26 protein-coding genes are annotated in these 24,840 nt (G+C 59.5%); 17 read left to right on the top strand and 9 right to left on the bottom strand.

Annotated features, from left to right (window positions below):
- The first annotated feature begins 155 nt into the window (after nucleotides 1-155).
- The 8 genes from metG to AC07Y2_RS24120 all read left to right on the top strand — a co-directional run bounded on the left by metG (nucleotide 156) and on the right by AC07Y2_RS24120 (nucleotide 7,191).
- Nucleotides 156-2,207 carry a methionine--tRNA ligase gene (gene metG / locus AC07Y2_RS24155; protein WP_039765864.1) on the top strand — a complete coding sequence of 684 codons (2,052 nt, stop codon included), beginning with the start codon at nucleotides 156-158 and terminating at the stop codon, nucleotides 2,205-2,207.
- 131 nt (nucleotides 2,208-2,338) lie between these two features.
- Nucleotides 2,339-2,908 carry an electron transport complex protein RnfA gene (locus AC07Y2_RS24150; RefSeq protein ID WP_103387009.1) on the top strand — a complete coding sequence of 190 codons (570 nt, stop codon included), beginning with the start codon at nucleotides 2,339-2,341 and terminating at the stop codon, nucleotides 2,906-2,908.
- On the top strand, nucleotides 2,905-4,119 hold the full coding sequence (gene rsxB / locus AC07Y2_RS24145; RefSeq protein WP_103387010.1) for an electron transport complex subunit RsxB: 1,215 nt from the start codon (nucleotides 2,905-2,907) through the stop codon (nucleotides 4,117-4,119). The genes AC07Y2_RS24150 and rsxB overlap by 4 nt, the downstream gene beginning before the upstream one ends.
- A complete protein-coding gene (locus AC07Y2_RS24140) occupies nucleotides 4,106-5,089 on the top strand; it encodes an RnfABCDGE type electron transport complex subunit D (protein ID WP_103387011.1) in 984 nt (327 codons plus the stop codon). The genes rsxB and AC07Y2_RS24140 overlap by 14 nt, the downstream gene beginning before the upstream one ends.
- Nucleotides 5,086-5,691, top strand: coding sequence for an RnfABCDGE type electron transport complex subunit G (locus AC07Y2_RS24135; protein WP_103387012.1), 606 nt, complete (start codon nucleotides 5,086-5,088; stop codon nucleotides 5,689-5,691). Before AC07Y2_RS24140 ends, AC07Y2_RS24135 begins: the two co-directional genes overlap by 4 nt.
- A complete protein-coding gene (locus tag AC07Y2_RS24130; RefSeq protein ID WP_074688463.1) occupies nucleotides 5,688-6,269 on the top strand; it encodes an Rnf-Nqr domain containing protein in 582 nt (193 codons plus the stop codon). Before AC07Y2_RS24135 ends, AC07Y2_RS24130 begins: the two co-directional genes overlap by 4 nt.
- Complete coding sequence (gene nth / locus AC07Y2_RS24125; protein WP_074688465.1) at nucleotides 6,266-6,904, top strand: endonuclease III; 639 nt, start codon at nucleotides 6,266-6,268, stop codon at nucleotides 6,902-6,904. The genes AC07Y2_RS24130 and nth overlap by 4 nt, the downstream gene beginning before the upstream one ends.
- Nucleotides 6,905-7,011: 107 nt before the next feature.
- The gene (locus AC07Y2_RS24120) at nucleotides 7,012-7,191 is read left to right on the top strand and encodes a PA3496 family putative envelope integrity protein (protein WP_039765850.1); all 180 of its coding nucleotides are present in this window, start codon (nucleotides 7,012-7,014) and stop codon (nucleotides 7,189-7,191) included.
- 88 nt (nucleotides 7,192-7,279) lie between these two features.
- On the opposite strand, the gene AC07Y2_RS24115 is transcribed toward AC07Y2_RS24120, so the two are convergent.
- Complete coding sequence (locus tag AC07Y2_RS24115) at nucleotides 7,280-7,906, bottom strand: response regulator transcription factor (protein ID WP_007953203.1); 627 nt, start codon at nucleotides 7,904-7,906, stop codon at nucleotides 7,280-7,282.
- A 394-nt stretch (nucleotides 7,907-8,300) separates the two neighbouring features.
- On the opposite strand from AC07Y2_RS24115, the gene AC07Y2_RS24110 reads away from it, so the two are divergent.
- A complete protein-coding gene (locus AC07Y2_RS24110) occupies nucleotides 8,301-8,882 on the top strand; it encodes a hypothetical protein (RefSeq protein ID WP_039765847.1) in 582 nt (193 codons plus the stop codon).
- Nucleotides 8,883-9,015: 133 nt separating this feature from the next.
- On the opposite strand, the gene AC07Y2_RS24105 is transcribed toward AC07Y2_RS24110, so the two are convergent.
- Complete coding sequence (locus tag AC07Y2_RS24105; protein WP_007953201.1) at nucleotides 9,016-10,233, bottom strand: argininosuccinate synthase; 1,218 nt, start codon at nucleotides 10,231-10,233, stop codon at nucleotides 9,016-9,018.
- A 129-nt stretch (nucleotides 10,234-10,362) separates the two neighbouring features.
- Nucleotides 10,363-11,271: a flagellar protein MotY gene (locus tag AC07Y2_RS24100; RefSeq protein WP_103387013.1), complete on the bottom strand. Its 909-nt coding sequence runs from the start codon at nucleotides 11,269-11,271 to the stop codon at nucleotides 10,363-10,365.
- Nucleotides 11,272-11,431: 160 nt separating this feature from the next.
- On the opposite strand from AC07Y2_RS24100, the gene pyrC reads away from it, so the two are divergent.
- Both pyrC and rnt read left to right on the top strand, forming a co-directional pair.
- Complete coding sequence (pyrC, locus tag AC07Y2_RS24095) at nucleotides 11,432-12,478, top strand: dihydroorotase (protein WP_039765844.1); 1,047 nt, start codon at nucleotides 11,432-11,434, stop codon at nucleotides 12,476-12,478.
- Nucleotides 12,475-13,149 carry a ribonuclease T gene (gene rnt, locus AC07Y2_RS24090; RefSeq protein WP_007953196.1) on the top strand — a complete coding sequence of 225 codons (675 nt, stop codon included), beginning with the start codon at nucleotides 12,475-12,477 and terminating at the stop codon, nucleotides 13,147-13,149. Before pyrC ends, rnt begins: the two co-directional genes overlap by 4 nt.
- A 74-nt stretch (nucleotides 13,150-13,223) precedes the next feature.
- Here rnt and AC07Y2_RS24085 read toward each other — a convergent pair whose 3' ends face one another.
- A complete protein-coding gene (locus tag AC07Y2_RS24085) occupies nucleotides 13,224-13,826 on the bottom strand; it encodes a peroxiredoxin (protein WP_007953195.1) in 603 nt (200 codons plus the stop codon).
- 291 nt (nucleotides 13,827-14,117) lie between these two features.
- Here AC07Y2_RS24085 and AC07Y2_RS24080 point away from each other — a divergent pair, with 291 nt between their 5' ends.
- Both AC07Y2_RS24080 and bfr read left to right on the top strand, forming a co-directional pair.
- Nucleotides 14,118-14,336 carry a bacterioferritin-associated ferredoxin gene (locus AC07Y2_RS24080; RefSeq protein ID WP_007953193.1) on the top strand — a complete coding sequence of 73 codons (219 nt, stop codon included), beginning with the start codon at nucleotides 14,118-14,120 and terminating at the stop codon, nucleotides 14,334-14,336.
- Nucleotides 14,337-14,535: 199 nt separating this feature from the next.
- A complete protein-coding gene (gene bfr, locus AC07Y2_RS24075; RefSeq protein ID WP_011335740.1) occupies nucleotides 14,536-15,012 on the top strand; it encodes a bacterioferritin in 477 nt (158 codons plus the stop codon).
- Nucleotides 15,013-15,118: 106 nt separating this feature from the next.
- Here bfr and grxD read toward each other — a convergent pair whose 3' ends face one another.
- The 3 genes from grxD to plzR form a co-directional block, all read right to left on the bottom strand.
- Complete coding sequence (gene grxD, locus AC07Y2_RS24070; RefSeq protein WP_039765841.1) at nucleotides 15,119-15,460, bottom strand: Grx4 family monothiol glutaredoxin; 342 nt, start codon at nucleotides 15,458-15,460, stop codon at nucleotides 15,119-15,121.
- A gap of 97 nt (nucleotides 15,461-15,557) precedes the next feature.
- Nucleotides 15,558-17,663 (bottom strand): molybdopterin oxidoreductase family protein, encoded by a 2,106-nt coding sequence (locus AC07Y2_RS24065; protein ID WP_103387014.1) that lies wholly within the window; start codon nucleotides 17,661-17,663, stop codon nucleotides 15,558-15,560.
- A gap of 131 nt (nucleotides 17,664-17,794) precedes the next feature.
- Nucleotides 17,795-18,085 carry a PlzR type 4 pili assembly inhibitor gene (plzR, locus tag AC07Y2_RS24060; protein ID WP_039765836.1) on the bottom strand — a complete coding sequence of 97 codons (291 nt, stop codon included), beginning with the start codon at nucleotides 18,083-18,085 and terminating at the stop codon, nucleotides 17,795-17,797.
- A 406-nt stretch (nucleotides 18,086-18,491) separates the two neighbouring features.
- Here plzR and argF point away from each other — a divergent pair, with 406 nt between their 5' ends.
- Both argF and AC07Y2_RS24050 read left to right on the top strand, forming a co-directional pair.
- On the top strand, nucleotides 18,492-19,412 hold the full coding sequence (gene argF, locus AC07Y2_RS24055) for an ornithine carbamoyltransferase (RefSeq protein WP_039765834.1): 921 nt from the start codon (nucleotides 18,492-18,494) through the stop codon (nucleotides 19,410-19,412).
- The gene (locus AC07Y2_RS24050) at nucleotides 19,409-20,518 is read left to right on the top strand and encodes an ABC transporter ATP-binding protein (RefSeq protein WP_074688469.1); all 1,110 of its coding nucleotides are present in this window, start codon (nucleotides 19,409-19,411) and stop codon (nucleotides 20,516-20,518) included. The genes argF and AC07Y2_RS24050 overlap by 4 nt, the downstream gene beginning before the upstream one ends.
- A 49-nt stretch (nucleotides 20,519-20,567) precedes the next feature.
- On the opposite strand, the gene AC07Y2_RS24045 is transcribed toward AC07Y2_RS24050, so the two are convergent.
- Nucleotides 20,568-21,350, bottom strand: coding sequence for a PhzF family phenazine biosynthesis protein (locus AC07Y2_RS24045; protein ID WP_074688471.1), 783 nt, complete (start codon nucleotides 21,348-21,350; stop codon nucleotides 20,568-20,570).
- An 89-nt stretch (nucleotides 21,351-21,439) separates the two neighbouring features.
- Nucleotides 21,440-21,910, bottom strand: a complete 471-nt coding sequence (gene ybaK, locus AC07Y2_RS24040) for a Cys-tRNA(Pro) deacylase (protein WP_074688473.1) — start codon at nucleotides 21,908-21,910, stop codon at nucleotides 21,440-21,442.
- Nucleotides 21,911-22,270: 360 nt separating this feature from the next.
- Here ybaK and AC07Y2_RS24035 point away from each other — a divergent pair, with 360 nt between their 5' ends.
- Both AC07Y2_RS24035 and glpK read left to right on the top strand, forming a co-directional pair.
- Nucleotides 22,271-23,122, top strand: coding sequence for an MIP/aquaporin family protein (locus AC07Y2_RS24035; protein ID WP_064599156.1), 852 nt, complete (start codon nucleotides 22,271-22,273; stop codon nucleotides 23,120-23,122).
- Between the two features lie 78 nt (nucleotides 23,123-23,200).
- Nucleotides 23,201-24,703 carry a glycerol kinase GlpK gene (gene glpK / locus AC07Y2_RS24030; protein ID WP_039765827.1) on the top strand — a complete coding sequence of 501 codons (1,503 nt, stop codon included), beginning with the start codon at nucleotides 23,201-23,203 and terminating at the stop codon, nucleotides 24,701-24,703.
- The last annotated feature ends 137 nt before the right edge of the window (nucleotides 24,704-24,840 follow it).

The raw sequence follows: 24,840 nt of genomic DNA, 5'->3' as shown, positions 1-24,840 counted from the left end.
GGGCAACTCCGATAACAAGACTGGGAAAAGATGGCGGGTATCCTACCCCTTCTGTCCTCCGGACGGCATGCCCGGCAACGATTTGCAGAGGTGAAATATCTTTCCCGGCGCTTTATAGTGGCCGACCTCCGTTTCATCAAGTAGCGAAGCCCCACATGTCCGAACCACGCAAGATTCTCGTCACCAGCGCCCTGCCCTACGCCAACGGTTCGATCCACCTTGGCCACATGCTGGAATACATCCAGACCGATATGTGGGTGCGCTTCCAGAAGCATCGCGGCAATCAGTGCATTTATGTCTGCGCCGACGACGCCCACGGTTCGGCGATCATGCTGCGCGCGGAAAAGGAAGGCATCACCCCGGAACAACTGATCGCCAACGTCCAGGCTGAACACAGCGCCGACTTTGCCGAGTTCCTGGTGGACTTCGACAATTTCCACTCCACTCACGCCGAAGAAAACCGTGAGCTGTCGAGCCAGATCTACCTGAAACTGCGTGACGCCGGGCACATCGCCCAACGTTCGATCACCCAGTATTTCGACCCGGAAAAGAAAATGTTCCTGGCCGACCGCTTCATCAAGGGCACCTGCCCGAAATGCGGCACCGAAGACCAGTACGGCGACAACTGCGAAAAATGCGGTGCAACCTACGCGCCGACCGACCTGAAGGATCCGAAGTCGGCCATCTCCGGCGCCACCCCGGTGCTCAAGGATTCCCAGCACTTCTTCTTCAAGCTGCCGGACTTCCAGGAAATGCTCCAGGCCTGGACCCGCAGCGGCACCCTGCAGGACGCCGTGGCCAACAAGATCGCCGAATGGCTGGACGCCGGCCTGCAACAGTGGGACATCTCCCGCGATGCGCCGTACTTCGGTTTCGAGATCCCGGGCGAGCCGGGCAAGTACTTCTACGTGTGGCTGGACGCGCCGATCGGCTACATGGCCAGCTTCAAGAACCTGTGCAACCGCACGCCGGAGCTGGACTTCGACGCGTTCTGGGGCAAGGACTCCACCGCCGAGCTGTACCACTTCATCGGCAAGGACATCGTCAACTTCCACGCCCTGTTCTGGCCGGCGATGCTCGAAGGTGCGGGTTTGCGCAAGCCGACCGGGATCAACGTGCACGGCTACCTGACCGTCAACGGTCAGAAGATGTCCAAGTCCCGCGGTACCTTCATCAAGGCCCGTACCTACCTGGATCACCTGTCGCCGGAATACCTGCGCTACTACTACGCGGCCAAGCTGGGCCGTGGCGTGGACGACCTCGACCTGAACCTCGAAGACTTCGTGCAGAAGGTCAACTCCGATCTGGTCGGCAAAGTCGTCAACATCGCCAGCCGTTGCGCCGGTTTCATCCAGAAGGGCAACGCCGGTCTGCTGGTGGACACCAACGCCGCACCGGAACTGACCGAAGCCTTCCTGGCTGCCGCGCCGAGCATCGCCGACGCCTATGAGGCGCGCGACTTCGCCCGTGCCATGCGCGAAACCATGGCTTTGGCCGACCGCGCCAACGCCTGGATCGCCGACAAGGCACCATGGTCGCTGAACAAGCAGGAAGGCAAGCAGGATGAAGTCCAGGCGGTCTGCGCCACGGCGATCAACCTGTTCCGCCAGCTGGTGATCTTCCTCAAACCGGTGCTGCCAGTGCTGGCCGCCGATGCCGAGGCGTTCCTCAACGTCGCCCCGCTGACCTGGAACGACCATACCACCCTGCTGGCCAACCACCAGTTGAACGAATTCAAGCCGTTGATGACCCGCATCGACCCGGTGAAAGTGCAAGCCATGACCGACGCCTCGAAAGAAGACCTGACCGCCAGCCAGACCGACACCGGCGCCGCCGCGCCTGCCGGCAATGGCGAACTGGCCAAGGATCCGCTGTCGCCGGAAATCGACTTCGACACCTTCGCCGCCGTCGACCTGCGCGTCGCGCTGATCGTCAAGGCCGAACACGTTGAAGGGGCAGACAAGCTGCTGCGCCTGACATTGGATATCGGTGACGAGCAACGCAACGTGTTCTCGGGGATCAAGAGTGCTTACCCGGATCCGTCGAAGCTCGACGGCCGCCTGACCATGATGATCGCCAACCTCAAGCCACGGAAAATGAAGTTCGGCATCTCCGAAGGCATGGTGATGGCGGCCGGCCCTGGCGGTGAAGAAATTTACCTGCTGAGCCCGGACAGCGGCGCCAAACCGGGTCAGCGCATCAAGTAAGATTCTGCCCTGACAAATCCCACAGGCGTGCTCCGTGCGCCTGTGGGATTTTTCATATCTGGCCCACCCTTCACGGCTGCCGGATAATGCCTAACCTTAAATGACACACGCCCGCTTCCACCGGCAGACCCATGACCGAACTCGTGCTTACGCTCTTCAGTGCTGCGCTGATCAACAACTTCGTGTTGCACTGGCCGCTGGGCGTCGATCCGCTGCTGGGCAGTGAGCGTCGACAAGTGCACGCGCTGGGGCTGGCGACGTTGTGTCTGATGCTGCTTGTCGGTGTGGCGGGTTACGTGCTCTGGCATTGGCTGCTGGTGCCGTTGCAACTGGAATTCCTGCGCCTGTTTGTGTTTATGCCGTTGAGCATCTTGCTGATCACGCCGTTGCTGAAGCTGTTGGCTTATTGGCTCCCCGCGCTGCCATTCGATGGTTTGTGGCCGCTGCTGCTGGGCAATGCCGGAGTGCTGGGACTGACGCTGATCAACGCGCAAGCGGACACGGGTCTGTTGCATGCGACAGCGCTGAGCCTTGGCGCCGGTCTGGGTTTCTGGCTGGTGTTGAGCCTGTTCAACGATTTGCGCGAGCGCACGGCCGACAACGATATTCCCCTGCCCTTTCGTGGCCTGCCGATCCTGTTGATCGGCGCCGGACTGATGGCCGTGGCTTTTCTCGGATTCAGTGGACTGATCAAAACATGAGTCTGATTCAACGCATCGATGCCTTGCTGCCGCAGACCCAATGCGGCAAGTGCGGCCATCCCGGATGCAAACCCTACGCTGAAGGCATCGCCAACGGCGAGCCGATCAACAAGTGCCCGCCGGGTGGCGACGAAACCATCGCGGCGCTGGCCGAACTGTTGAAAATCCCGGTGCTGGAGCTGGATATCAGTCGTGGCGCGGCGCCACCGCAAGTGGCCTATATCCGCGAGGCCGAATGCATCGGCTGCACCAAGTGCATCCAGGCCTGCCCGATCGACGCCATCGTCGGCGCGGCAAAACTGATGCACACGGTCATCATCGACGAATGCACCGGCTGCGATCTATGCGTGGCGCCATGCCCGGTCGACTGCATCGAGATGCATCCACTGCCGCTGGGCACGCTGCCGGTAGTGGGTGGCCTGGCCACCAGCCTTGAAGAACAGCAGGCTCGTGCGGCCAAACGTGATCACGCCCGCCAGCGCTTCGAACGGCGCAACGCTCGCCTGCAACGCGAAGAACAGCAGAAGCAGGCCGAACGCGAAGCCCGGGCGCAGCGCGCGGCCCAGGTCGAAGTCGCCGCCACCACGCTCGATCCGGTGCAGGCGGCGCTGGAACGGGTCCGCGCACAAAAAGCCGCGACCGCCGATGCTGCGCTGAAAAAAGCCAAGATCGACGTGGCCATGAGCCGGGCGCAATTGAACAAGTCGCTCAAGGCATTCGGTCATCCGCCGACCTTCGATCAGCAATCGCAATTGATCGTCCTGCAACAGCAATTCGAAGCGGCCGAACAGGCACTGGCGAAGCTGGAAAGCAACGCGGCACCTGCACCCGTCGTGGCCGCCCCGGCAAAGGACGCCGATCTGAAACGGGCAAAAATCCAGCTGGCGATGCGCCGCGCCGAGCTGAAAAAGGCACAAACCGCAGAGGCCCCGCCAGCCGAGATCGCCGCGCTGGAGCGAGCGCTGCGTGACGCTGAACAGGCCCTGCACAGCGCCGAAGCCGCCAGCGATCAACCGGCGCCCGAGCTTGTGCGTGTCGAGAAACGTCCGATCGACGCCCAGCTTCGTCAGCTGAAAACCGAACTGGCTTACGCTCGCGCCGACCTTGACAAACTGCAACGGCGCGCCGGCACGCCCGCCGACATCCTCGAAAAGGCCCGCGCCCGCCTGCAAGAAGCAGAGCGGCAGGTACAAGCCCATGTCATCCCTTGAAACCAGAGACGAACGCCTGCAACAGGCAATGAAGCTGGTTTTGCTGGCGACATTGCCAGGGTTGCTGGCGTTGTTCTGGTTTTACGGCTGGGGCGTGTTGATCAACCTGATCCTTTCCGTCGTCACGGCATTGGGTGTCGAAGCCGCTGTGGCTCATCTGCGCCAGCAACCGCTGCAATTCACCTTGACCGATGGCAGCGCGGTGGTCAGCGCCACGCTGCTGGCGATCGCGCTGCCGCCCTATTGCCCGTGGTGGCTGACGGTCACGGCCATCGCCTCAGGCCTGCTGCTGGGCAAACATCTCTACGGTGGTGTTGGCCGAAATCCATTTAATCCGGCCATGCTCGGCTTCGCGCTGGCCATGGTGACATTTCCTCAGCCGATGACCCATTGGCCGGCCCATGGCATGGATCTGACGGCGGCTTTTGGCCAGGTGTTCAATCTTGGCGCCCAGCCGGATGCCTGGGTTCAGGCCACCGCGCTGGACAGTGTGCGCATCAATAAAAGCCTGACCATGGATGAATTGTTTGCCGGTAATCCGGCATTCGGTCGCTTTGGCGGGCACGGCGTTGAATGGATCAATCTGGCGTTCCTCGCCGGTGGACTGTTTTTGTTGCAGCGTCGAGTGTTTGGCTGGCACGCGCCGGTTGGCATGCTCGCCAGCCTGTTCGTGATCAGCCTGTTGTGCTGGAACGGTTCGGGATCGGACTCCCACGGCTCGCCACTGTTTCACCTGCTGAGCGGCGCGACCATGCTCGGGGCGTTCTTCATCATCACTGAACCGGTGTCGGGGGCGAAGAGTCCGCTCGCCCGCCTGCTGTTCGGCATCGGCGTGGGGCTGCTGACGTACGTGATTCGCACCTGGGGTGGTTACCCCGACGGCGTGGCGTTTGCGGTGCTGTTGATGAACCTGTGCGTGCCGGCGCTGGAGCGCTTCGCGATGGCCCGTCAGACGCAGGTGACGCCATGAACCGAACGAGCAGCCTGATCACACTGGCGTTGATTGGCGCGCTTGGTTTCGGCGTGACATGGCTGGTGCAACGCAGCAATGCGCCGCAGATCGCCGCCGAACAGCGTCTGCTTGAAAGTCGCAAGCTGCTGGACGTGCTGCCGGCCGACAGTTACGACAATCAGCCGCTTGAACAACCTCTGGCGCTGACCGACATCAACCTGAGCCACAGTCAGTTGCTGGGCGCTTATCGGGCGAGCAAAAACGGACAACCCGTGGCGGTGCTGCTGCGCAGCCAGACCCAAGGTTATGCCGGCAATATCGAGTTGCTGATTGCCATCGACGCCAAAGGCCGATTGCTCGGCGTGAAAACCCTTGAGCAAAACGAAACACCTTCGCTGGGTGGGCATATCGGTGACTGGCCAAACGGCTGGCTTCAGCGCTTTAGCGGAAAATCGAGCAACCAACCGACGGACGCCGGATGGGCCTTGAAGAAGGATCAGGGGCAATTCGACCAGATCGCGGGCGCAACCATTACGTCTCGCGCGGCGATCAATGCCATCCACGATGCCCTGCGTTACTTCGATGAACACCGGACGACTCTGCTCGGGAGCGCGCCATGAATACGTCAGCGACTCTGTCGAACTCAATGATGCTGGTGCTGTTGATCGGCACCACCGACTCCGTGGCGGCTGCGCTGGCGACTCTGTTGATGTTCACCGTTATCGTGGGCGTTTACGGTTTGTGCATGGCACCGCTGCGCTCGCGCCTGAGCAGCGAGAGCCTGTTGCCGGTCAGCCTGGTGCTGGCCGCGACCCTGGCGGGCTGCGCCGATATTGTTCTGCAACGCGTTGCGCTGCAGTGGCATCAATTGATCAGTCTTTATGCCGGGTTGATTGGCTTGCAGTGCGTTGTGCTGGAGCACAATGGATTTTTTCGCCAGCCTGTACGTGAACGTCTGAAACAGTGCGGGCTGTTTGTCGCGCTGATGATTGCGCTTGCGATGTTGCGTGAGCTGATCGGTCAGGGCAGCATCGGCCATCATTTGTCGGAACACTGGCAAGGTTTGATTCTGTTCGGCGACGGTCTGCATTTCACGACGCTGGCGCCCGGCGCCTTCATATTGCTTGGACTGTTACTGGCTGCCCGTCAGGCCTGGGCTCGCCCTGCCGACCTACCCGAGGAAACGCATCACCCATGAATGCCGCAAAACGTCTGGAGATCTTCCGCCGGTTTCACGAGGACAACCCCGAACCCAAGACCGAGCTGGCCTATTCTTCGCCTTTCGAACTGTTGATCGCAGTGATTCTGTCCGCGCAATCGACTGACGTCGGGGTGAACAAGGCGACGGCCAAACTGTTCCCGGTGGCGAATACGCCGGCGGCCATTCACGCGTTAGGCGTTGAAGGTCTGTCCGAATACATCAAGACCATCGGCCTCTATAACAGCAAGGCCAAAAACGTGATCGAGACCTGCCGCCTGCTGGTCGAGCTGCACAATGGCGAAGTCCCGCAGACTCGCGGAGAACTGGAAGCCTTGCCGGGCGTTGGCCGCAAAACCGCCAATGTCGTGCTCAACACTGCGTTCCGACAGTTGACCATGGCCGTTGACACCCACATTTTCCGGGTCAGCAACCGCACCGGCATTGCACCGGGAAAAAATGTGGTCGAGGTGGAAAAGAAGCTGATGAAGTTCGTGCCAAAGGAATACCTGCTCGACTCGCACCACTGGCTCATTCTTCACGGACGCTATGTGTGTCTGGCACGCAAGCCCCGCTGTGGCAGCTGTCGGATCGAAGATTTGTGCGAGTACAAGCACAAGACTTCCGACGATTGAGCGGCTATTGGAGTTATTGATTTATCGATTGAAAAAATCTTTTTTACCATCTGCTGGAATATCGATATAAGGGGCGCCAAAGGCAGTCTTAGCCTGGAGTTGACCTTATGACTGACAGCAAAGAACAACTGGATGTAGACGACGATTTCATCGCTGCCGAAGCCGAAGACGCCGAACCGGTGGTTGAAGTTGCCAAGACCAATCTCAGCAAGCGCCGAACCATCGACAACCTGCTTGAGGAGCGCCGACTGCAGAAGCAATTGGCCGATTACGATTTTGATCTCTGACATTTGAAAGCCTCCCGAAACGGAGGCTTTTCTCTTTTTGCTACTCGCTGATTCCGATCCGCCCATGATCCGTCAGCCATTGAAAACCTCAGACCAGGCCGTTGCGCTGCGCCAGTTCGATCAGATCCACCAGCGAGCGCGCATTGAGCTTTAAAAGCAATCGGGTCTTGTAGGTACTCACGGTCTTGTTACTGAGGAACATCCCGTCGGCAATTTCCTTGTTGGTCTTGCCGCGCGCCAGTTGCTGCAAAACCATCATTTCCCGCCCCGACAGACGATCGACCATATCGGCCTCGCTGGCATTTCCCAGGCTGGTCCGCACGGTATGCAACGCCTGGTTCGGAAAGTAACTGTATCCGGACAGAACCGCCTTGATGGCGCTCAACAACTCTGTCAGGTCCTGTTGTTTGCAAACATAACCCGCCGCCCCCGACTGCATGCAGCGCATGGAAAAGTGCCCAGGCGACTGGGATGTCAGCACAAGTACTTTCAACGGCATCGCGCTTGTCGTAAGGCGCGCAATGACTTCCAGTCCATCCAGTTTCGGTATGCCGATATCCAGTATTACGATATCCGGCATCTGATCACGGGCAAGTTGTAATGCATCCACTCCATTGTCGGTTTCTGCAATGACTTCGTAGCCATGACGTTCCATCAGCATACGCACCGCAAGACGAATGACGGGGTGATCATCCACGATCAGCACTTTATTCATGGGCAAGTCCAGTTTCGCTGTTCGAATTTTTAGAACCGGCACAATAACGCAGTCATTTCACTCATGGCATGGAGAAGTTCATTCACACCGGCATCAAAAGACACCTCCTACAGCCAATAAAGATTATTCCTACAGAAAAGGACCACCGAAAAAAATTACAGCCTGGTGAGAACCTAAAGCCCGCCACCCACCGTTCGCAACGTGACAACACTTTGACAAGCTATCAAAAACAACCCACCAAAAAAATAAAAACCTGAAACAACATACCTGTATTAATTTAACCATATTTCAGATAAACACCAGCTAACTAGCGCAGCATCATCAATCTAACACCCAGCTATACAAACCACTAGAAACCCCCACGACGAGAACAGCAACTTCATGAGTAGAACACATGTTAAAAACCAAAAGAAAGATCACCAACCCTATAAGCGTCATTGCCATATTTGCATTGATAACCGAGACCTCGGCAGCGGTCTCCCTGCCCTTTCTCGATAACGAAGAGCGGAAGATCTACATCTGGCTTCTGATCAGCTTTCCTTTCTTCCTGGCGTTCCTGTTCTTCATAACTCTTAACTTCAACTATCGCTCCCTTTATGCACCATCAGACTTTGAAAACGACAACAATTTTTTAAAGGCATTCGAGGAAACTTCATCCCACTTGCAGGGAACAACCACACAGCCCGGTATAGAATTACACACAGTAAAAATACACAAGTCGTTCACTACGCTATATATCTTGGATATCAGGGGAGGAAATGTCGAACTTGACATAGCCGCGCTATTGGAAAAAATCCCGCCCCCCTCCAAGCATTCACTCAGAATATTCCTGTTCCTGATCCACTCGATACCGGACACTCCATTAACAGAAGACGTCTTCAAATCGTTTAAACAGGGAAAGAAAGGCGCCGGAACTACCTACTGCATTTCTTACGACGTGGATTCAATGAGCATGATCCAGGTGGAAAAGGTTTGAACGCGCCGCAGGAAGCGGGCACAGCAAAAGCAGCGATAATATTTATCCGGATCAGTTTGAAGAAGGGAGTACCCAGAAACACAAAGGCCTTGTCTTACGACAAGGCCTTTGTTTCACATCCGGACCGAATGACTCAGAACAGCTTGCGGCCCTTGTTGGCTGCGATGCGCATGCGCAATGCGTTGAGCTTGATGAAGCCCGCCGCATCGGCCTGGTTGTAGGCGCCGCCATCTTCTTCGAAGGTCGCAATGTTGGCGTCGAACAGCGAATCGTCGGACTTGCGACCGGTCACGATCACGTTGCCCTTGTACAGCTTGAGGCGCACAACGCCGTTCACGTTGACCTGGGAAGCGTCGATCATCTGTTGCAACATCAGACGCTCAGGGCTCCACCAGTAGCCGGTGTAGATCAGGCTGGCGTATTTCGGCATCAGCTCGTCTTTGAGGTGAGCGACTTCGCGGTCCAGGGTGATCGATTCGATGGCGCGGTGAGCGCGCAGCATGATGGTGCCGCCCGGGGTTTCGTAGCAGCCACGGGACTTCATGCCGACGTAACGGTTCTCGACGATGTCGAGACGGCCGATGCCGTGCTCGCCACCGATCTTGTTCAGGGTCGCCAGTACGGTGGCCGGGGTCATTTCGACGCCGTCCAGCGCGACGATGTCGCCGTTGCGGTAGGTCAGTTCCAGGTATTGCGGGGTGTCGGGAGCCTTCTCCGGGGAGACGGTCCAGCGCCACATGTCTTCTTCGTGCTCGGTCCAGGTGTCTTCCAGCACGCCGCCTTCATAGGAGATGTGCAGCAGGTTGGCGTCCATCGAGTACGGGGATTTCTTCTTGCCGTGACGCTCGATCGGGATCGCGTGCTTCTCGGCGTAGTCCATCAGCTTCTCGCGGGACAGCAGGTCCCACTCGCGCCATGGAGCAATTACTTTCACGCCTGGCTTGAGTGCATAGGCACCCAGTTCGAAACGCACCTGGTCGTTGCCTTTGCCGGTGGCGCCGTGGGAAATGGCGTCGGCGCCGGTTTCGTTGGCGATTTCGATCAGACGCTTGGCGATCAGCGGACGCGCGATGGAAGTACCCAGCAGGTACTCGCCTTCGTAAACGGTGTTGGCGCGGAACATCGGGAACACGAAGTCACGCACGAATTCTTCGCGCAGGTCGTCGATGTAGATTTCTTTGACGCCCATGGCCTGCGCCTTGGCGCGAGCCGGCTCGACCTCTTCGCCCTGACCCAGGTCAGCGGTGAAGGTCACGACTTCACAGTTATAAGTATCCTGCAGCCACTTGAGGATCACCGAAGTGTCCAGGCCGCCGGAATACGCCAGAACGACCTTGTTTACGTCCGCCATGCCATCACTCCACGGGGTTCTACGGAAAGCCGAGGAGTCTACCGCTCAAACGCGATAATTTACAGAGGCGCGACAGCTTAAGACGACAAAGCGACAGAATCTGTCGAGAGGGCGACGATGACCGGAAGGTCAGGAAGTCGCCGCCGTGTTGGCAGGCGTGCTGGCCTGGGGCGCCGGAGCAGTGGTCGGTGCCACTCGCGCCAGGTGCACGTTGACCCGGCGGTTCTTGGCCCGGTTGGCGGCATTGGTGTTCGGCACCAACGGGTAGCGCTCACCATGGAAACGCACGGTGATCTGCGATTCCTGAACGCCATTGGCCTTGAAGAAATCAACCACGGCCAGCGCACGGCGGCGCGACAATTCACGATTGGTCAGGCGATTGCCGCTGTTATCGGAGTGGCCATCGAGTTCGATGTGATTGACCGTCGGATCGGCCTTCATGTACTCGAGCATCACTTGCAACTTGGCCTTGGCGGCGGCGTCCAGTTCGATGCCTTCGCCGGGGAAGCCGATCTGCGATTGTTTGACCTGATCGAAATTCTGCGGGAGCAGTTTCGCCACGCAGGTCTGGTAGTCATTAAAAGCCTTGCTGAACTTGACCGGCAGCAGGCGCACTTCAGATACCCGACCATCGCCCGAGGCCCGGCGCACCACGGGGCTGCGACCGTCCATCAAACCGCTGATCAGTTGCCCGGCCTGGGATTGAGAACTGTTGAACAGCACGTTGCCGCTGCCCAGTCGAACCGTGCCCAGATTGATATCGCCACGACCCGGCTGCCACGGCGCAGCCGCCGCCAGCAAGGTCGCCGAACCGCCGCCAAGCATGGCGTTGTAGGCGTTCAGGCGAAAGGTCGCCTGCTCGCCGGCCTTGCGCACGAATTGCCCCGAGCCGAAGTCGGTGATCGGCTGCGTCAGACGGCACTCGAACTTGTCGCCCTCGACCGTCCACTCAATGTTCTCCAGACGGGTCTGGTAGGTCAGTGCCATCGCGGGAAGGCTGGCAAACACACTGAGCAAGGCTAAATATCGCTGGCGCACGGGAGGCTCCATTGGCTTCTACAACGAAAAAGACCGAGACATACATCTTTACGGCATACCTATGGGATATCGGACGCTCGTCGCAAAACTTGATAGCGAGTGCCTGCAAGAGTCTTTTCCGGTAGCATTCGCCTCAGTTTGACCCGCCTGGAATCCCCTCATGTCCGACCGCCTGACCCTGCTGCGTCCCGACGACTGGCACATTCATCTTCGCGATGGTGCCGTGTTGACCAATACCGTTGCGGATGTCGCGCGCACCTTTGGTCGCGCCATCATCATGCCCAACCTGGTACCTCCGGTGCGCAACGCCGCTGAAGCCGACGGCTATCGCCAGCGGATTCTCGCTGCCCGCCCGGCTGGCAGTCGTTTCGAGCCGCTGATGGTGCTGTACCTCACCGACCGCACCCAGCCCGAAGAAATCCGTGAGGCCAAGGCCAGCGGTTTCGTGCACGCCGCCAAGCTGTACCCGGCCGGCGCCACCACCAACTCCGATTCCGGGGTCACCAGCATCGACAAGATTTTCCCGGCGCTGGAAGCCATGGCCGAAGTCGGCATGCCGCTGTTGATCCACGGTGAAGTCACCCGTGGCGACGTCGACGTGTTCGACCGCGAAAAAATCTTCATCGACGAGCACATGCGCCGCGTGGTCGAGCGTTTCCCGACGCTGAAAGTGGTGTTCGAACACATCACCACCGGCGATGCCGTGCAGTTCGTCAACGAGGCTTCGGCCAACGTCGGCGCGACCATCACCGCGCATCACCTGCTCTACAACCGCAACCACATGCTGGTGGGCGGGATTCGGCCGCACTTCTATTGCCTGCCGATCCTCAAGCGCAATACGCACCAGGAAGCCCTGCTCGACGCCGCCACCAGCGGCAGCGCGAAGTTCTTCCTCGGTACCGACTCGGCACCGCACGCCCAGCACGCCAAGGAAGCCGCCTGCGGCTGCGCCGGCTGCTACACCGCGTACGCCGCCATCGAGCTGTATGCCGAAGCCTTCGAACAGCGCAATGCGCTGGACAAGCTCGAAGCCTTCGCCAGCCTCAACGGCCCGCGTTTCTATGGCCTGCCGGCGAACACCGATCGCATCACCCTGGTTCGTGACGAATGGACCGCCCCGACCAGCCTGCCTTTCGGCGAGCTGACCGTTATCCCGCTGCGCGCCGGTGAAAAACTGCGCTGGCGCCTGCTGGAGGAACACGCGTGAGTGAAGACCATTTCGACGACGAACTGGACGGTCAAGGTGGCGGCGGTTCGCGCCATCCAATGGCAGCACGCTTTCGCGGCTACCTGCCGGTTGTCGTCGACGTAGAAACCGGTGGCTTCAACTCGGCCACCGACGCTCTGCTGGAGATTGCCGCGACCACCATCGCCATGGATGAAAAGGGTTTTGTCTACCCGGATCACACCTACTTCTTCCGCGTCGAGCCGTTCGAAGGCGCCAACGTTGAAGCGGCGGCACTGGAGTTCACCGGGATCAAGCTCGATCACCCGTTGCGCATGGCCGTCAGCGAAGAAACGGCCCTGACCGACATCTTCCGTGGCGTGCGCAAGGCCTTGAAGGCCAACGGCTGCAAACGGGCGATTCTGGTCGGCCACAACAGCAGCTTCGACCTCGGTTTCCTCAACGCGGCCGTCGCGCGGCTGGACATGAAGCGCAATCCGTTCCACCCGTTCTCCAGCTTCGACACCGCGACCCTCGCCGGCCTGGCCTACGGTCAAACCGTATTGGCCAAGGCCTGTCAGGCCGCCGACATCGACTTCGACGGCCGTGAAGCGCATTCGGCGCGTTACGACACCGAGAAGACGGCCGAGCTGTTCTGCGGCATCGTCAACCGCTGGAAACAGATGGGCGGCTGGGAAGACTTCGACGACTGAGGGTCGCCGGGTTGAATCCCGCACATGAAAAAACCGGCTCAAGAGCCGGTTTTTTTGTACCTCGACGTTGCGCCTTACAGGGCAGCAGCGTTCTCGGTCAGGTAAGCCGCAACGCCTTCTGGCGAAGCGTTCATGCCTTTGTCGCCTTTTTTCCAGTTGGCAGGGCAGACTTCGCCGTGCTCTTCGTGGAATTGCAGCGCGTCAACCAGACGGATCAGCTCTTCCATGTTACGGCCCAGCGGCAGGTCATTGACGATCTGCGAGCGGACAACGCCTTTGTCGTCGATCAGGAACGCGCCACGGAAAGCCACGCCGCCTTCGGACTCAACGTCGTAGGCCTTGGCGATGTCGTGCTTCATGTCGGCAGCCATGGTGTATTTCACCTGACCGATGCCGCCATTGTTGACCGGGGTGTTGCGCCAGGCGTTGTGGGTGAAGTGCGAGTCGATCGACACGGCAATCACTTCAACGTTGCGAGCCTTGAAGTCGGCCATGCGGTTGTCCAGAGCAATCAGCTCGGACGGGCAGACGAAGGTGAAGTCCAGCGGGTAGAAGAACACCAGGCCGTATTTGCCTTTGATGGCCGAGGACAGGGTGAAGCTGTCAACGATCTCGCCATTGCCGAGTACGGCCGGGACGGTGAAGTCAGGGGCTTGTTTGCCTACGAGTACGCTCATTGATATCTCCTGGTGTAGAAACTTGAAGTTCAGGGTTCGGGCCAGCCTGCCACCCTCAGGCGACAGCCCTGTGACACGAACCCCCTTCGCAAGGGCCGACCATCATACACTGCGTTTTTCGACTGTCCTTAAAGGTTTTTCGCGAAATCCCGGCTGGCATTCAGCCATGTACCACCGTTCGTCAGTCACAGCCGTTGGCGATGAAAACCCTTCGGAAAGCACTTTGACAATCATTCTCGTTAACATTAAGATCCATCGCAATTGAGTCACAACCAGCGACGGTTCTCACTTATGTATGTTTGCCTCTGCACTGGCGTCACCGACGGACAAATCCGCGAAGCGATCTATGAAGGTTGCTGCAGCTATAAAGAAGTCCGTCAGGCCACCGGCGTCGCCAGCCAATGCGGCAAATGCGCGTGCCTGGCGAAGGAAGTGGTTCGCGAAACCCTGACCAAGCTGCAAACCGCCCAGGCTGCGATCCCCTACCCGGCAGAATTTACCGCCGCGTAATTATCCCGAATTTGAAGAACCGGACTTATGTCCGGTTTTTTTATGCCTGAAAATCAACCGCTTAGCGTCTAGACGCGGAACACAAACATTCTTATTCCGATTAATTTTCATTTATTATTCAATAACTTAGGTTTGACACTTATAAATACCAAGCTCAAACTCTGCCTTATATACCGTTACTTAGGGCAGGACTCCCATCATGAAAGGCGACGTAACAGTCATCCAGCATCTCAACAAGATCCTTGCCAATGAGCTGGTCGCGATCAATCAGTACTTCCTGCATGCACGCATGTATGAAGATTGGGGCCTGAACAAGCTCGGCAAACACGAGTACCACGAATCCATCGACGAGATGAAGCACGCGGACAAGCTGATCAAGCGCATCCTGTTCCTTGAAGGCCTGCCGAACGTGCAGGATCTGGGCAAGCTGCACATCGGCGAGCACACCAAGGAAATGCTGGAGTGCGACCTGCGTATCGAGAAGACCGGCCATGCCGACCTCAAGGCCGCCATCGCCCACTGCGAATCCGTCGGTGACTTCGGCAGCCGCGAACTGCTCGAAGACATCCTCGAATCCGAAGAGGAACACATCGACTGGCTGGAAACCCAACTGGGCCTGATCGATAAAGTCGGTCTTGAGAACTATCTGCAATCGCAGATGGGCGAAGACGAGTAATCAGCCAGCGCTAAACTCGAGACACTAAAAAGCCCCGCCCTCTTACGAGAGGCGGGGCTTTTTATTGCCCGGACTTCAGACTCGCCGAAATCCGGGCAGAAGCCAATCAGGCTTCGGACTTGGCCGCAGCAGCCTTGGCGGATGCTTCCTTGACCAGAGTCTGCAGCTCACCGTTGGCGAACATTTCAGCCATGATGTCGCTGCCGCCGACCAGTTCACCGGCTACCCACAGCTGCGGGAAAGTCGGCCAGTTGGCGTACTTCGGCAGGTTGGCGCGGATTTCCGGGTTCTGCAGGATGTCGACGTAGGCGAACTTCTCGCCACAGCCCATCACTGCCTGCGCAGCTTTCGCGGAGAAGCCACACTGCGGGGCATTGGGCGAGCCTTTCATGTAAAGCAGAATGGTGTTGTTGGCAATCTGCTCTTTAATCGTTTCGATGATATCCATGGAGCACCTCGGCTGAACTTTCCGACTCATGGGTCGGCACGGTGGCGCATTGTAACGGAATCCCGAGCGCCCTGCTCGGTCTCCCCGACAGACATGCTCAAGCCGCCGCCACCGTCACCGGCACGCCATTGAGCGCCGCATTGCCTGACAGCTCGTCGAGCTGGCATTCATCGGTCAGGTCATTGGCGCTGGAGCCGGGTTGGCCGCTGGCAATCGCCATCTGCACACCCGGACGGGCGTGGCCCCATCCGTGCGGCAGGCTGACCACGCCTTTCATCATGTCGGCACTGCCCAGCACCTCGACCTCGATCTGCCCGACCCGCGAACTGACCCGCACAAGCTGCCCGTCACTGAGCCCGCGACTGGCGAGATCGGCCGGGTTCATCAGCAACTGATGACGCGGCTTGCCCTTCACCAGTCGATGATAATTGTGCATCCAGGAATTGTTGCTGCGTACATGACGGCGACCAATCATCAACAGCTCATCGGCGGCCGGCGCCTGCAACGCGGCGAAGCGCGCCAGGTCGGCGAGGATTTCCGGCGGCGCCGCCTGAACTCGTTGATTGACGGTCTTCAATCGCGGTGTCAGGTTGGGCTTCAGTGCTCCCAGATCAACGCCATGTGGATGATCGAACAGCGTCGCCAGCGACAATTTGTACTCGGACGCATCGCCATAGGCGCCCATGCGCAATCCCATATCGATCATCTTCGCCGGCGGCATCGTCGGTTTCAGCTCCTTGCCGGTCTTCGCGGCAAAGGCCTTGGCCAGGCCGACGAAGATCTCCCAGTCGTGCAGTGCCCCCTCGGGTTTGGCGAGGATCGCCCGATTGAAACGGCTGACGTTGCGCACCGCGAACAGGTTGAAGGTGGTGTCGTAGTGATCGTTTTCCAGCGCCGAGGTCGACGGCAGGATCAGGTCGGCATAGCGCGTGGTTTCGTTGATGTACAGGTCGACGCTGACCATGAACTCCAGCCCGTCCAGCGCCTGCTCCAGCTGCCGGCCATTGGGCGTGGACAACACCGGGTTACCGGCCACGGTGATCAACGCGCGAATCTGCCCCTCGCCTTCGGTGAGCATCTCTTCGGCCAGCGCCGAGACCGGCAACTCGCCGCCGTATTCAGGACGCCCGGACACGCGGCTCTGCCATTTATTGAAGTGCCCGCCCGAAGTCGACGCCACCAGATCCACCGCAGGCTCGGTGCACAAGGCACCGCCGACGCGGTCGAGGTTGCCGGTGACCAGATTGATCAACTGCACGACCCAATGGCACAGCGTGCCGAAGGCCTGAGTGGAAACACCCATCCGGCCATAACAAACAGCGCTTGGCGCGGCGGCGAAGTCCCGGGCCAGTTGGCGGATCTGTTCGGCGGGAACGGCGCACAACGGGCTCATGGCTTCGGCGGTGAAACCCGCTACCGCCGCGCGGACTTCGTCCATACCGTCCACCGGCAGATGACTGTCCGAAGTCAGGCCCTCGGCGAAAAGAGTATTGAGCACACCAAACAGCAACGCCGCGTCGCCACCCGGACGCACGAACAGATGCTGATCAGCCATCGCCGCCGTCTCGCTGCGCCGAGGATCGACCACCACCACTTTGCCGCCCCGGGCCTGAATCGCCTTCAGACGCTTCTCGACATCCGGCACGGTCATGATGCTGCCATTGGATGCCAGCGGATTGCCGCCCAGGATCAGCATGAAATCGGTGTGATCAATGTCCGGAATCGGCAGCAGCAGGCCGTGGCCGTACATCAGATAGCTGGTCAGGTGATGGGGCAGTTGATCGACCGACGTCGCCGAATAGCGGTTGCGGGTTTTCAACAGGCCGAGAAAGTAATTGCTGTGGGTCATCAGCCCGTAGTTATGCACGCTGGGATTGCCCTGATACACGGCGACCGCGTTCTGCCCATGACGCTCCTGAATCGCCGAGAGTTTTTCGGCGACCAGCTCGAACGCTTCGTCCCACTCGATGGGCAACCATTCGCTGCCGACCCGGCGCATCGGCTGGCGCAGGCGATCCGGATCGTTCTGGATGTCTTGCAGCGCCACGGCCTTGGGGCAGATGTGGCCACGACTGAACGTATCCTGAGCATCGCCCTTGATCGAGGTGATTTGCACCTGACCGTCGGTTTCGGTGGTTTCGATGGTCAAGCCGCAGATGGCTTCACACAGATGGCAGGCACGGTGATGGAGAGTCTTGGTCATGGCCAGTCTCTGTCTTGTTCTGGGCAGGCAATCACGCCTGCGGGAACAAAACTATGGCCCGCAGCCCGATGCAGCGCCAGCGACGTTCGTCTTGTGAATCGGCGGCCATCAGGCCGGCCGATAGACCCGCGTCAGTTCGCCGGAAGCTGTGGCGGCGCGGCCAGCTGGATTTCCTGGATGGTCTCGATCTGCTCGTGGGCGATGTGGACGCCGGTGAGTTCGCCGATCAGTCGCCAATGCTCGTCGAGCCCGGCGCTGATGGTCGCCATACGGTCGATCATCTGTCGACTGGCGGCCTTGACCACGTCGTCTTCGCTGCGCATCAGTTCGAAGGACATCGAGGTCATCGAGGCGGTGAGGTGGGTCAATGAGCGTGCCGTGTGGCCCAGCAGTTCCATTAACAGTTTTTCTTTCGATTCCATGCGGAGGCTTCCTGCGTCGCTCGTGATTTATTTATAACCCAGCACTTTGCTTTAGCAAATGTTTCAACCTGCGCATCCGACCAAGCGAACCGGTGGCTCGCTGGTCGCAAACCGACCAGAGCGCTGCCATCCCCGCCGCGGCGGATTGCCAAGCCCGGTGGGGCCAGTGTACAAAGACCTCGCTGCCCTCTCGAAAACTGACCGGAAATCACAGTGTTCGCACTGCTGACATCCCGGCGCATTTCTGCAAAAACCGTAGCCTATTGGAAAAACGCGACATTTAGTGTCAATATCGCGCCTTCCCCTATTTCGTCGCCCCCGTGCGGCTTACGCCGCAGGTCTCGCCCGTTGTTCCGATAAACAAGGCTTTGAGCATCTGCGGTTTGTAGCAAAAAGGTAGTCAATGATGAGCGCAAGGCACTTTCTCTCCCTGATGGATTGCACGCCCGAAGAGCTGGTCAGCGTGATCCGTCGAGGCGTTGAGCTCAAGGACCTGCGTAACCGCGGCGTACTGTTCGAGCCTCTGAAAAACCGCGTCCTGGGGATGATCTTCGAGAAGTCCTCGACGCGCACACGCATCTCCTTCGAAGCCGGCATGATCCAGCTCGGCGGCCAGGCGATCTTCCTGTCGCCGCGCGACACCCAACTGGGCCGTGGCGAGCCGATCGGCGACTGCGCCATCGTCATGTCGAGCATGCTCGACGCGGTGATGATCCGTACCTTTGCCCACAGCACCCTGACCGAATTCGCCGCCAACTCCCGCGTGCCGGTGATCAACGGCCTGTCCGATGACCTGCATCCGTGTCAGTTGCTGGCCGACATGCAGACGTTCCTCGAACACCGCGGCTCGATCCAGGGCAAGACCGTGGCCTGGATCGGCGACGGCAACAACATGTGCAACAGCTATATAGAAGCGGCGATCCAGTTCGACTTCCAGTTGCGCGTGGCCTGCCCCGAAGGCTACGAACCAAACCCTGAGTTCGTGGCCAAGGCCGGTGACCGCGTGACCATCGTCCGCGACCCGAAAGACGCCGTGCGCGGCGCGCATCTGGTGAGCACCGACGTCTGGACCTCCATGGGCCAGGAAGAGGAGACCGCCAAGCGCCTGAAGCTGTTTGCGCCGTTTCAGGTCAACCGTGCCCTGCTCGACCTGGCAGCCGATGACGTGCTATTCATGCACTGCCTGCCCGCTCACCGCGGTGAGGAAATCAGCCTCGACCTGCTCGATGACCCGCGCTCCGTCGCCTGGGATCAGGCAGAAAACCGTCTCCACGCACAGAAGGCCCTGCTCGAGTTCCTTGTCGAACCGGCATATCACCACGCATGAGTCATGAATTACTGCTGAACCTGCGCAACCTCGCTTGCGGCTATCAAGATCAACGTGTGGTGCAGAACCTCAATCTGCACCTCAACGCCGGTGACATCGGCTGCCTGCTTGGCTCCTCCGGCTGCGGCAAGACCACCACCCTGCGTGCGATTGCCGGTTTCGAACCGGTGCACGAAGGGGAAATTTCTCTCGGTGGTGAGGTCATCTCCAGCGCCGGTTTTACCCTCGCCCCGGAAAAACGCCGGATCGGCATGGTGTTCCAGGACTACGCGCTGTTCCCGCACCTGAGTGTCGCGGACAACATCGCCTTCGGTATCCGCAAACACCCGAACAAGGAGCGCGTGACCGAGGAGCTGCTGGAACTGGTCAACCTGAAGAACCTCGGCAAACGCTTCCCCCATGAGCTGTCGGGCGGCCAGCAACAACGTGTCGCCCTCGCCCGCGCCCTGGCGCCGGAGCCGCAACTGTTGTTGCTCGACGAGCCGTTCTCCAACCTCGATGGCGAGTTGCGCCGCAAGCTCAGCCACGAAGTGCGCGACATCCTCAAGACCCGTGGCACCAGTGCAATTCTGGTGACTCACGATCAGGAAGAAGCCTTCGCCGTCAGCGATCACGTCGGTGTATTCAAGGAAGGCCGGCTGGAGCAGTGGGACACGCCGTACAACCTCTATCACGAGCCGGCGACACCGTACGTGGCCAGTTTTATCGGTCAGGGTTACTTCATTCGCGGCCAGCTCGGCAGCCCGGAGTCGGTGCAGACCGAACTCGGTGAACTGCGCGGCAATCGCGCCTACACCTGGCCGATCGGTGGCGCGGTGGATGTGCTGCTGCGTCCGGACGACATCGTTTACGCGCCGGACAGTTCGCTGAAAGCGCGGATCGTCGGCAAGACCTTCCTCGGCGCTTCGACCCTGTATCGCCTGCAACTGCCGACCGGCGCACAGCTGGAATCGATCTTCCCGAGCCACGCCGATCATCAGGTGGGAGCGGATGTCGGGATTCGTGTGGCGGCGGAACATCTGGTGCTGTTCCAGGCTTCCGGCAGCACCGCTGCGCAGATTCCGGCGCTGGAAAACGGCGTTCGCCGTTACAGTACTGCGCACTGATCTGCACACAAACAACGAGGGAGCCTGATGGCTCCCTTATTTTTTGCTCTCAGCCCAGCATCAATGTGCCGCTGGCCACCAGCGTCGCATTGCCGCCGATCTTCACCCGCTCGCCTTCCAGCCGACAAAACAGCTCGCCGCCCCGCGCCGAGCGCTGGCATGCAGTGAGGCTGGATTTGCCCAGACGTTTCGACCAGTACGGAATCAGGCTGCAGTGGGTCGAACCGGTCACCGGGTCCTCATTGATACCGATGGCCGGAGCGAAATAGCGCGAGACAAAATCATGCTGATTGCCCCGGGCGGTGACGATCGCACCCAACCACGGCAGCTTGGCGAGGGCGACCATGTCCGGCTGGCAATCGAGCACCGCCTGCTCGGACTCCAGCACCACAAACAGCTCGTTGGAACTCAGAACGTCCACCGCCTGAACATTCAGCGCCCGCTCGATCTCCACGGTGACACCTTTCTCAACCGCTTCGATGGCCGGGAAATCCAGCCACAACCGGCCGCCTTCGCGGCTGACGCTTAACGACCCGGACTTGCAGGTGAAGTCCAGACGCTCGGCGTTTTCCTTATAGATCTCGAACAGCACGTAGGCGCTGGCCAGGGTCGCATGACCACACAGCGGCACCTCGGTGGTCGGCGTGAACCAGCGGATGTGCCATGCCTGCCCCTCGCGCACCAGAAACGCGGTTTCTGCCAGATTGTGCTCGGCGGCGATCTTCTGCATCAGGTCGTCCGCGAGCCACGCGTCGAGCCGATAGACCATTGCCGGATTGCCACTGAACGGCCGATCACTGAACGCGTCGACCTGATGAAACTCGAGCTGCATAACCTTCTCCCTGTGTCAGTCGAACGAGCATGCAGCGCCGGCCGGATCCGCGCCAGTGACAGTGCCGGCCAATTTTCTTCATACAGACATCAAGGGCGACCGATGTCGGCAAATTTCGCCTGGGTGTGCTCTGCCAAAACCGCCGGCGCCAGCTCCACTTCCAGCCCGCGCCGACCGGCGCTGACATAAATGCTCGCAAAAGGCTGGGCCGAATTATCGATGAAGGTACGCAGGCGTTTTTTCTGCCCCAGCGGGCTGATGCCGCCCAGCAGGTAACCGGTGGAACGCTGCGCGGCGGCCGGGTCGGCCATCTCGACTTTTTTCACGCCGGCGGCGTGAGCAAGCCCCTTGAGGTCGAGACTTCCGACGACCGGCACCACCGCCACAAGCAACTCTCCCTTTTCACTGGCTGCCAGCAGCGTCTTGAACACCTGCGCCGGATCGAGCCCCAGTTTTTCCGCGGCCTCCAGGCCATACGACGCGGCCTTCGGGTCATGTTCGTAACTGTGCACGCGATGTTCGGCACGAACTTTTTTCAACAAGTCCAACGCAGGGGTCATGGCAGCTCCAGGCTCGGCAGTGGCAAAAAATCCTGCGGCGGATTTTAGGCCATCGTTGGGCAAAAGGCTCTACCACGCGCCACGTTCCCCGAGGTTTGCAGGCCAGTAACAACCGCGCAGGCCGGGTGACCCGCAGGATCATTCACGTGACTGATAGTTTATTTGTGACTGGCGGTTCACTTTCGACCTTTGACAGGTTTGTTTCTTGTCTATATTTTTTCGAATCTGAATAATGTAAGAATTATCGTCATCGCAGCACCCAGCAGTAAACCGGGAACAGGATGGGGATCCTGCCTCGGCGAAAATCGCGCCTTGCCCTGTCGGCAACGCGCCAGACAACAACAAAAACCGAGGTTTTCAATGACAACTGCGTTACAGCAACCATCGCTCTCGAGCCAGTGCCTGGCCGAGTTTCTGGGCACTGCACTCCTGATCTTTTTCGGTACGGGTTGCGTCGCCGCGCTCAAGGTCGCGGGCGCCAGTTTCGGTCTGTGGGAAATCAGCATCATCTGGGGCGTCGGCGTTAGCATGGCGATCTACCTCACCGCCGGCGTTTCCGGTGCGCACCTGAACCCCGCCGTCAGTATTGCTCTGAGCATTTTTGCCGACTTCGAAAAGCGCAAACTGCCGTTCTACATTCTGGCCCAGATCGCCGGTGCCTTCTGCGGCGCGCTGCTGGTTTACACGCTGTACAGCAACCTGTTCTTCGATTTCGAACAAACTCACCATATGGTTCGTGGCACTGAAGCCAGCCTGGAATTGGCGTCGGTGTTCTCCACCTTCCCGAACCCTGCGCTATCGACTGCCCAGGCGTTCCTGGTCGAGGTGATCATCACCGCGATCCTGATGGGCGTGATCATGTCCCTGACCGACGATAACAACGGCCTGCCGAAAGGCCCGCTGGCGCCGCTGCTGATCGGTCTGCTGATTGCCGTGATCGGCAGCTCAATGGGCCCGCTGACCGGTTTCGCGATGAACCCGGCCCGGGACTTCGGTCCGAAACTGATGACTTTCTTCGCCGGCTGGGGTGAAATTTCCTTCACTGGCGCACGTGAAATCCCGTACTTCCTGATTCCGATTTTTGCACCGATTGTCGGTGCCTGCCTCGGCGCTGCCGGGTATCGCGGGCTGATTGCCCGTCACCTTACCGGCGCCACACCTGCTACAAAGGATGCAGAACCGGCCATTGACGGCAAACCAAGAACTTCTTGAAACAGTCGGCGCGGGCTCCTGCCCTTATAGAGCCCGCGCCACGGCCCACTCTCCCTTATTTCGTCCAAGGCAATCGACATGACCGACATTCAGAACAAGAACTACATCATTGCCCTCGATCAGGGTACGACCAGCTCCCGCGCGATCATTTTCGACCGCGACGCGAACGTGGTCTGCACCGCACAACGGGAATTCGCCCAGCATTACCCGCAAGCCGGTTGGGTCGAACACGACCCGATGGAAATCTTCGCCACCCAGAGCGCGGTGATGGTCGAAGCACTGGCCCAGGCCGGCCTGCACCATGACCAGGTCGCAGCCATCGGCATCACCAACCAGCGTGAAACCACCGTGGTCTGGGACAAGACCACCGGCCGTCCGGTGTACAACGCTATCGTCTGGCAATGCCGCCGCAGCACCGAGATCTGCCAGCAGCTCAAGCGCGACGGTCATGAAGACTACATCCGCGACACCACGGGCCTGGTCACCGACCCGTACTTCTCTGGCACCAAACTGAAGTGGATCCTCGACAACGTCGAAGGCAGCCGTGAACGCGCGCGCAACGGCGAATTGCTGTTCGGCACCGTCGACAGCTGGCTGATCTGGAAATTTACTGGCGGCAAGGTCCACGTCACCGACTACACCAACGCCTCGCGCACCATGCTCTTCAACATCCACACGCTGGAGTGGGACGCGAAGATGCTGGAGATCCTCGACATCCCGCGCGAGATGCTGCCGGAAGTCAAAGCCTCCTCGGAAATCTACGGCCGCACCAAAAGCGGCATTGCTATCGGCGGTATCGCCGGCGACCAACAGGCAGCGCTGTTCGGTCAGATGTGCGTCGAGCCGGGCCAGGCAAAAAACACCTACGGCACCGGTTGCTTCCTGCTGATGAACACCGGCGACAAAGCGGTGAAATCCCAGCACGGCATGCTCACCACCATCGCTTGCGGCCCGCGCGGCGAAGTGGCTTACGCCCTGGAAGGCGCGGTATTCAACGGCGGTTCGACCGTGCAGTGGCTGCGCGATGAACTGAAAATCGTCAACGACGCCCACGACACCGAATACTTCGCCAATAAAGTGAAGGACAGCAACGGCGTGTATCTGGTGCCAGCCTTCACCGGCCTCGGCGCGCCCTACTGGGATCCGTATGCCCGTGGCGCCCTGTTCGGCCTGACCCGTGGCGTGCGTGTGGATCACATCATCCGCGCCGCACTGGAATCGATTGCCTACCAGACCCGCGACGTCCTCGACGCCATGCAACAGGACTCCGGCGAACGCCTCAAGGCCCTGCGTGTGGACGGCGGCGCGGTGGCGAACAACTTCCTTATGCAGTTCCAGGCCGACATCCTCGGCACTCAAGTCGAACGTCCGAAAATGCGCGAAACCACGGCGCTCGGCGCAGCTTATCTGGCTGGCCTGGCTTGCGGTTTCTGGGGCAGCCTGGAAGAACTGCGCGGCAAAGCGGTGATCGAGCGCGAGTTCGAACCGAGCCTGGACGAAGCGGCCAAAGAGAAGCTCTATAAAGGCTGGAAAAAAGCCGTCAGCCGTACCCGTGATTGGGAACGTGAAGACGCTGAATAAGCCAGTCTGAGGACTGACTAAGGCTGGTCCAAACAGCGTGAAAGCGTAGCGAGCGAAGGCAAGACAAGGCAAAAACAGGCGAGGACGCGGAGTTTACGGGTTTGTAAATGAGCAGTCCGAGCCTGTTTTTAACGCAG

The sequence above is a fragment of the Pseudomonas sp. GW456-12-1-14-TSB6 genome (assembly GCF_059424205.1).
The sequence above is the reverse complement of the archived record's forward strand: the minus strand, read 5'-3'. Positions and strand labels throughout refer to the sequence as shown.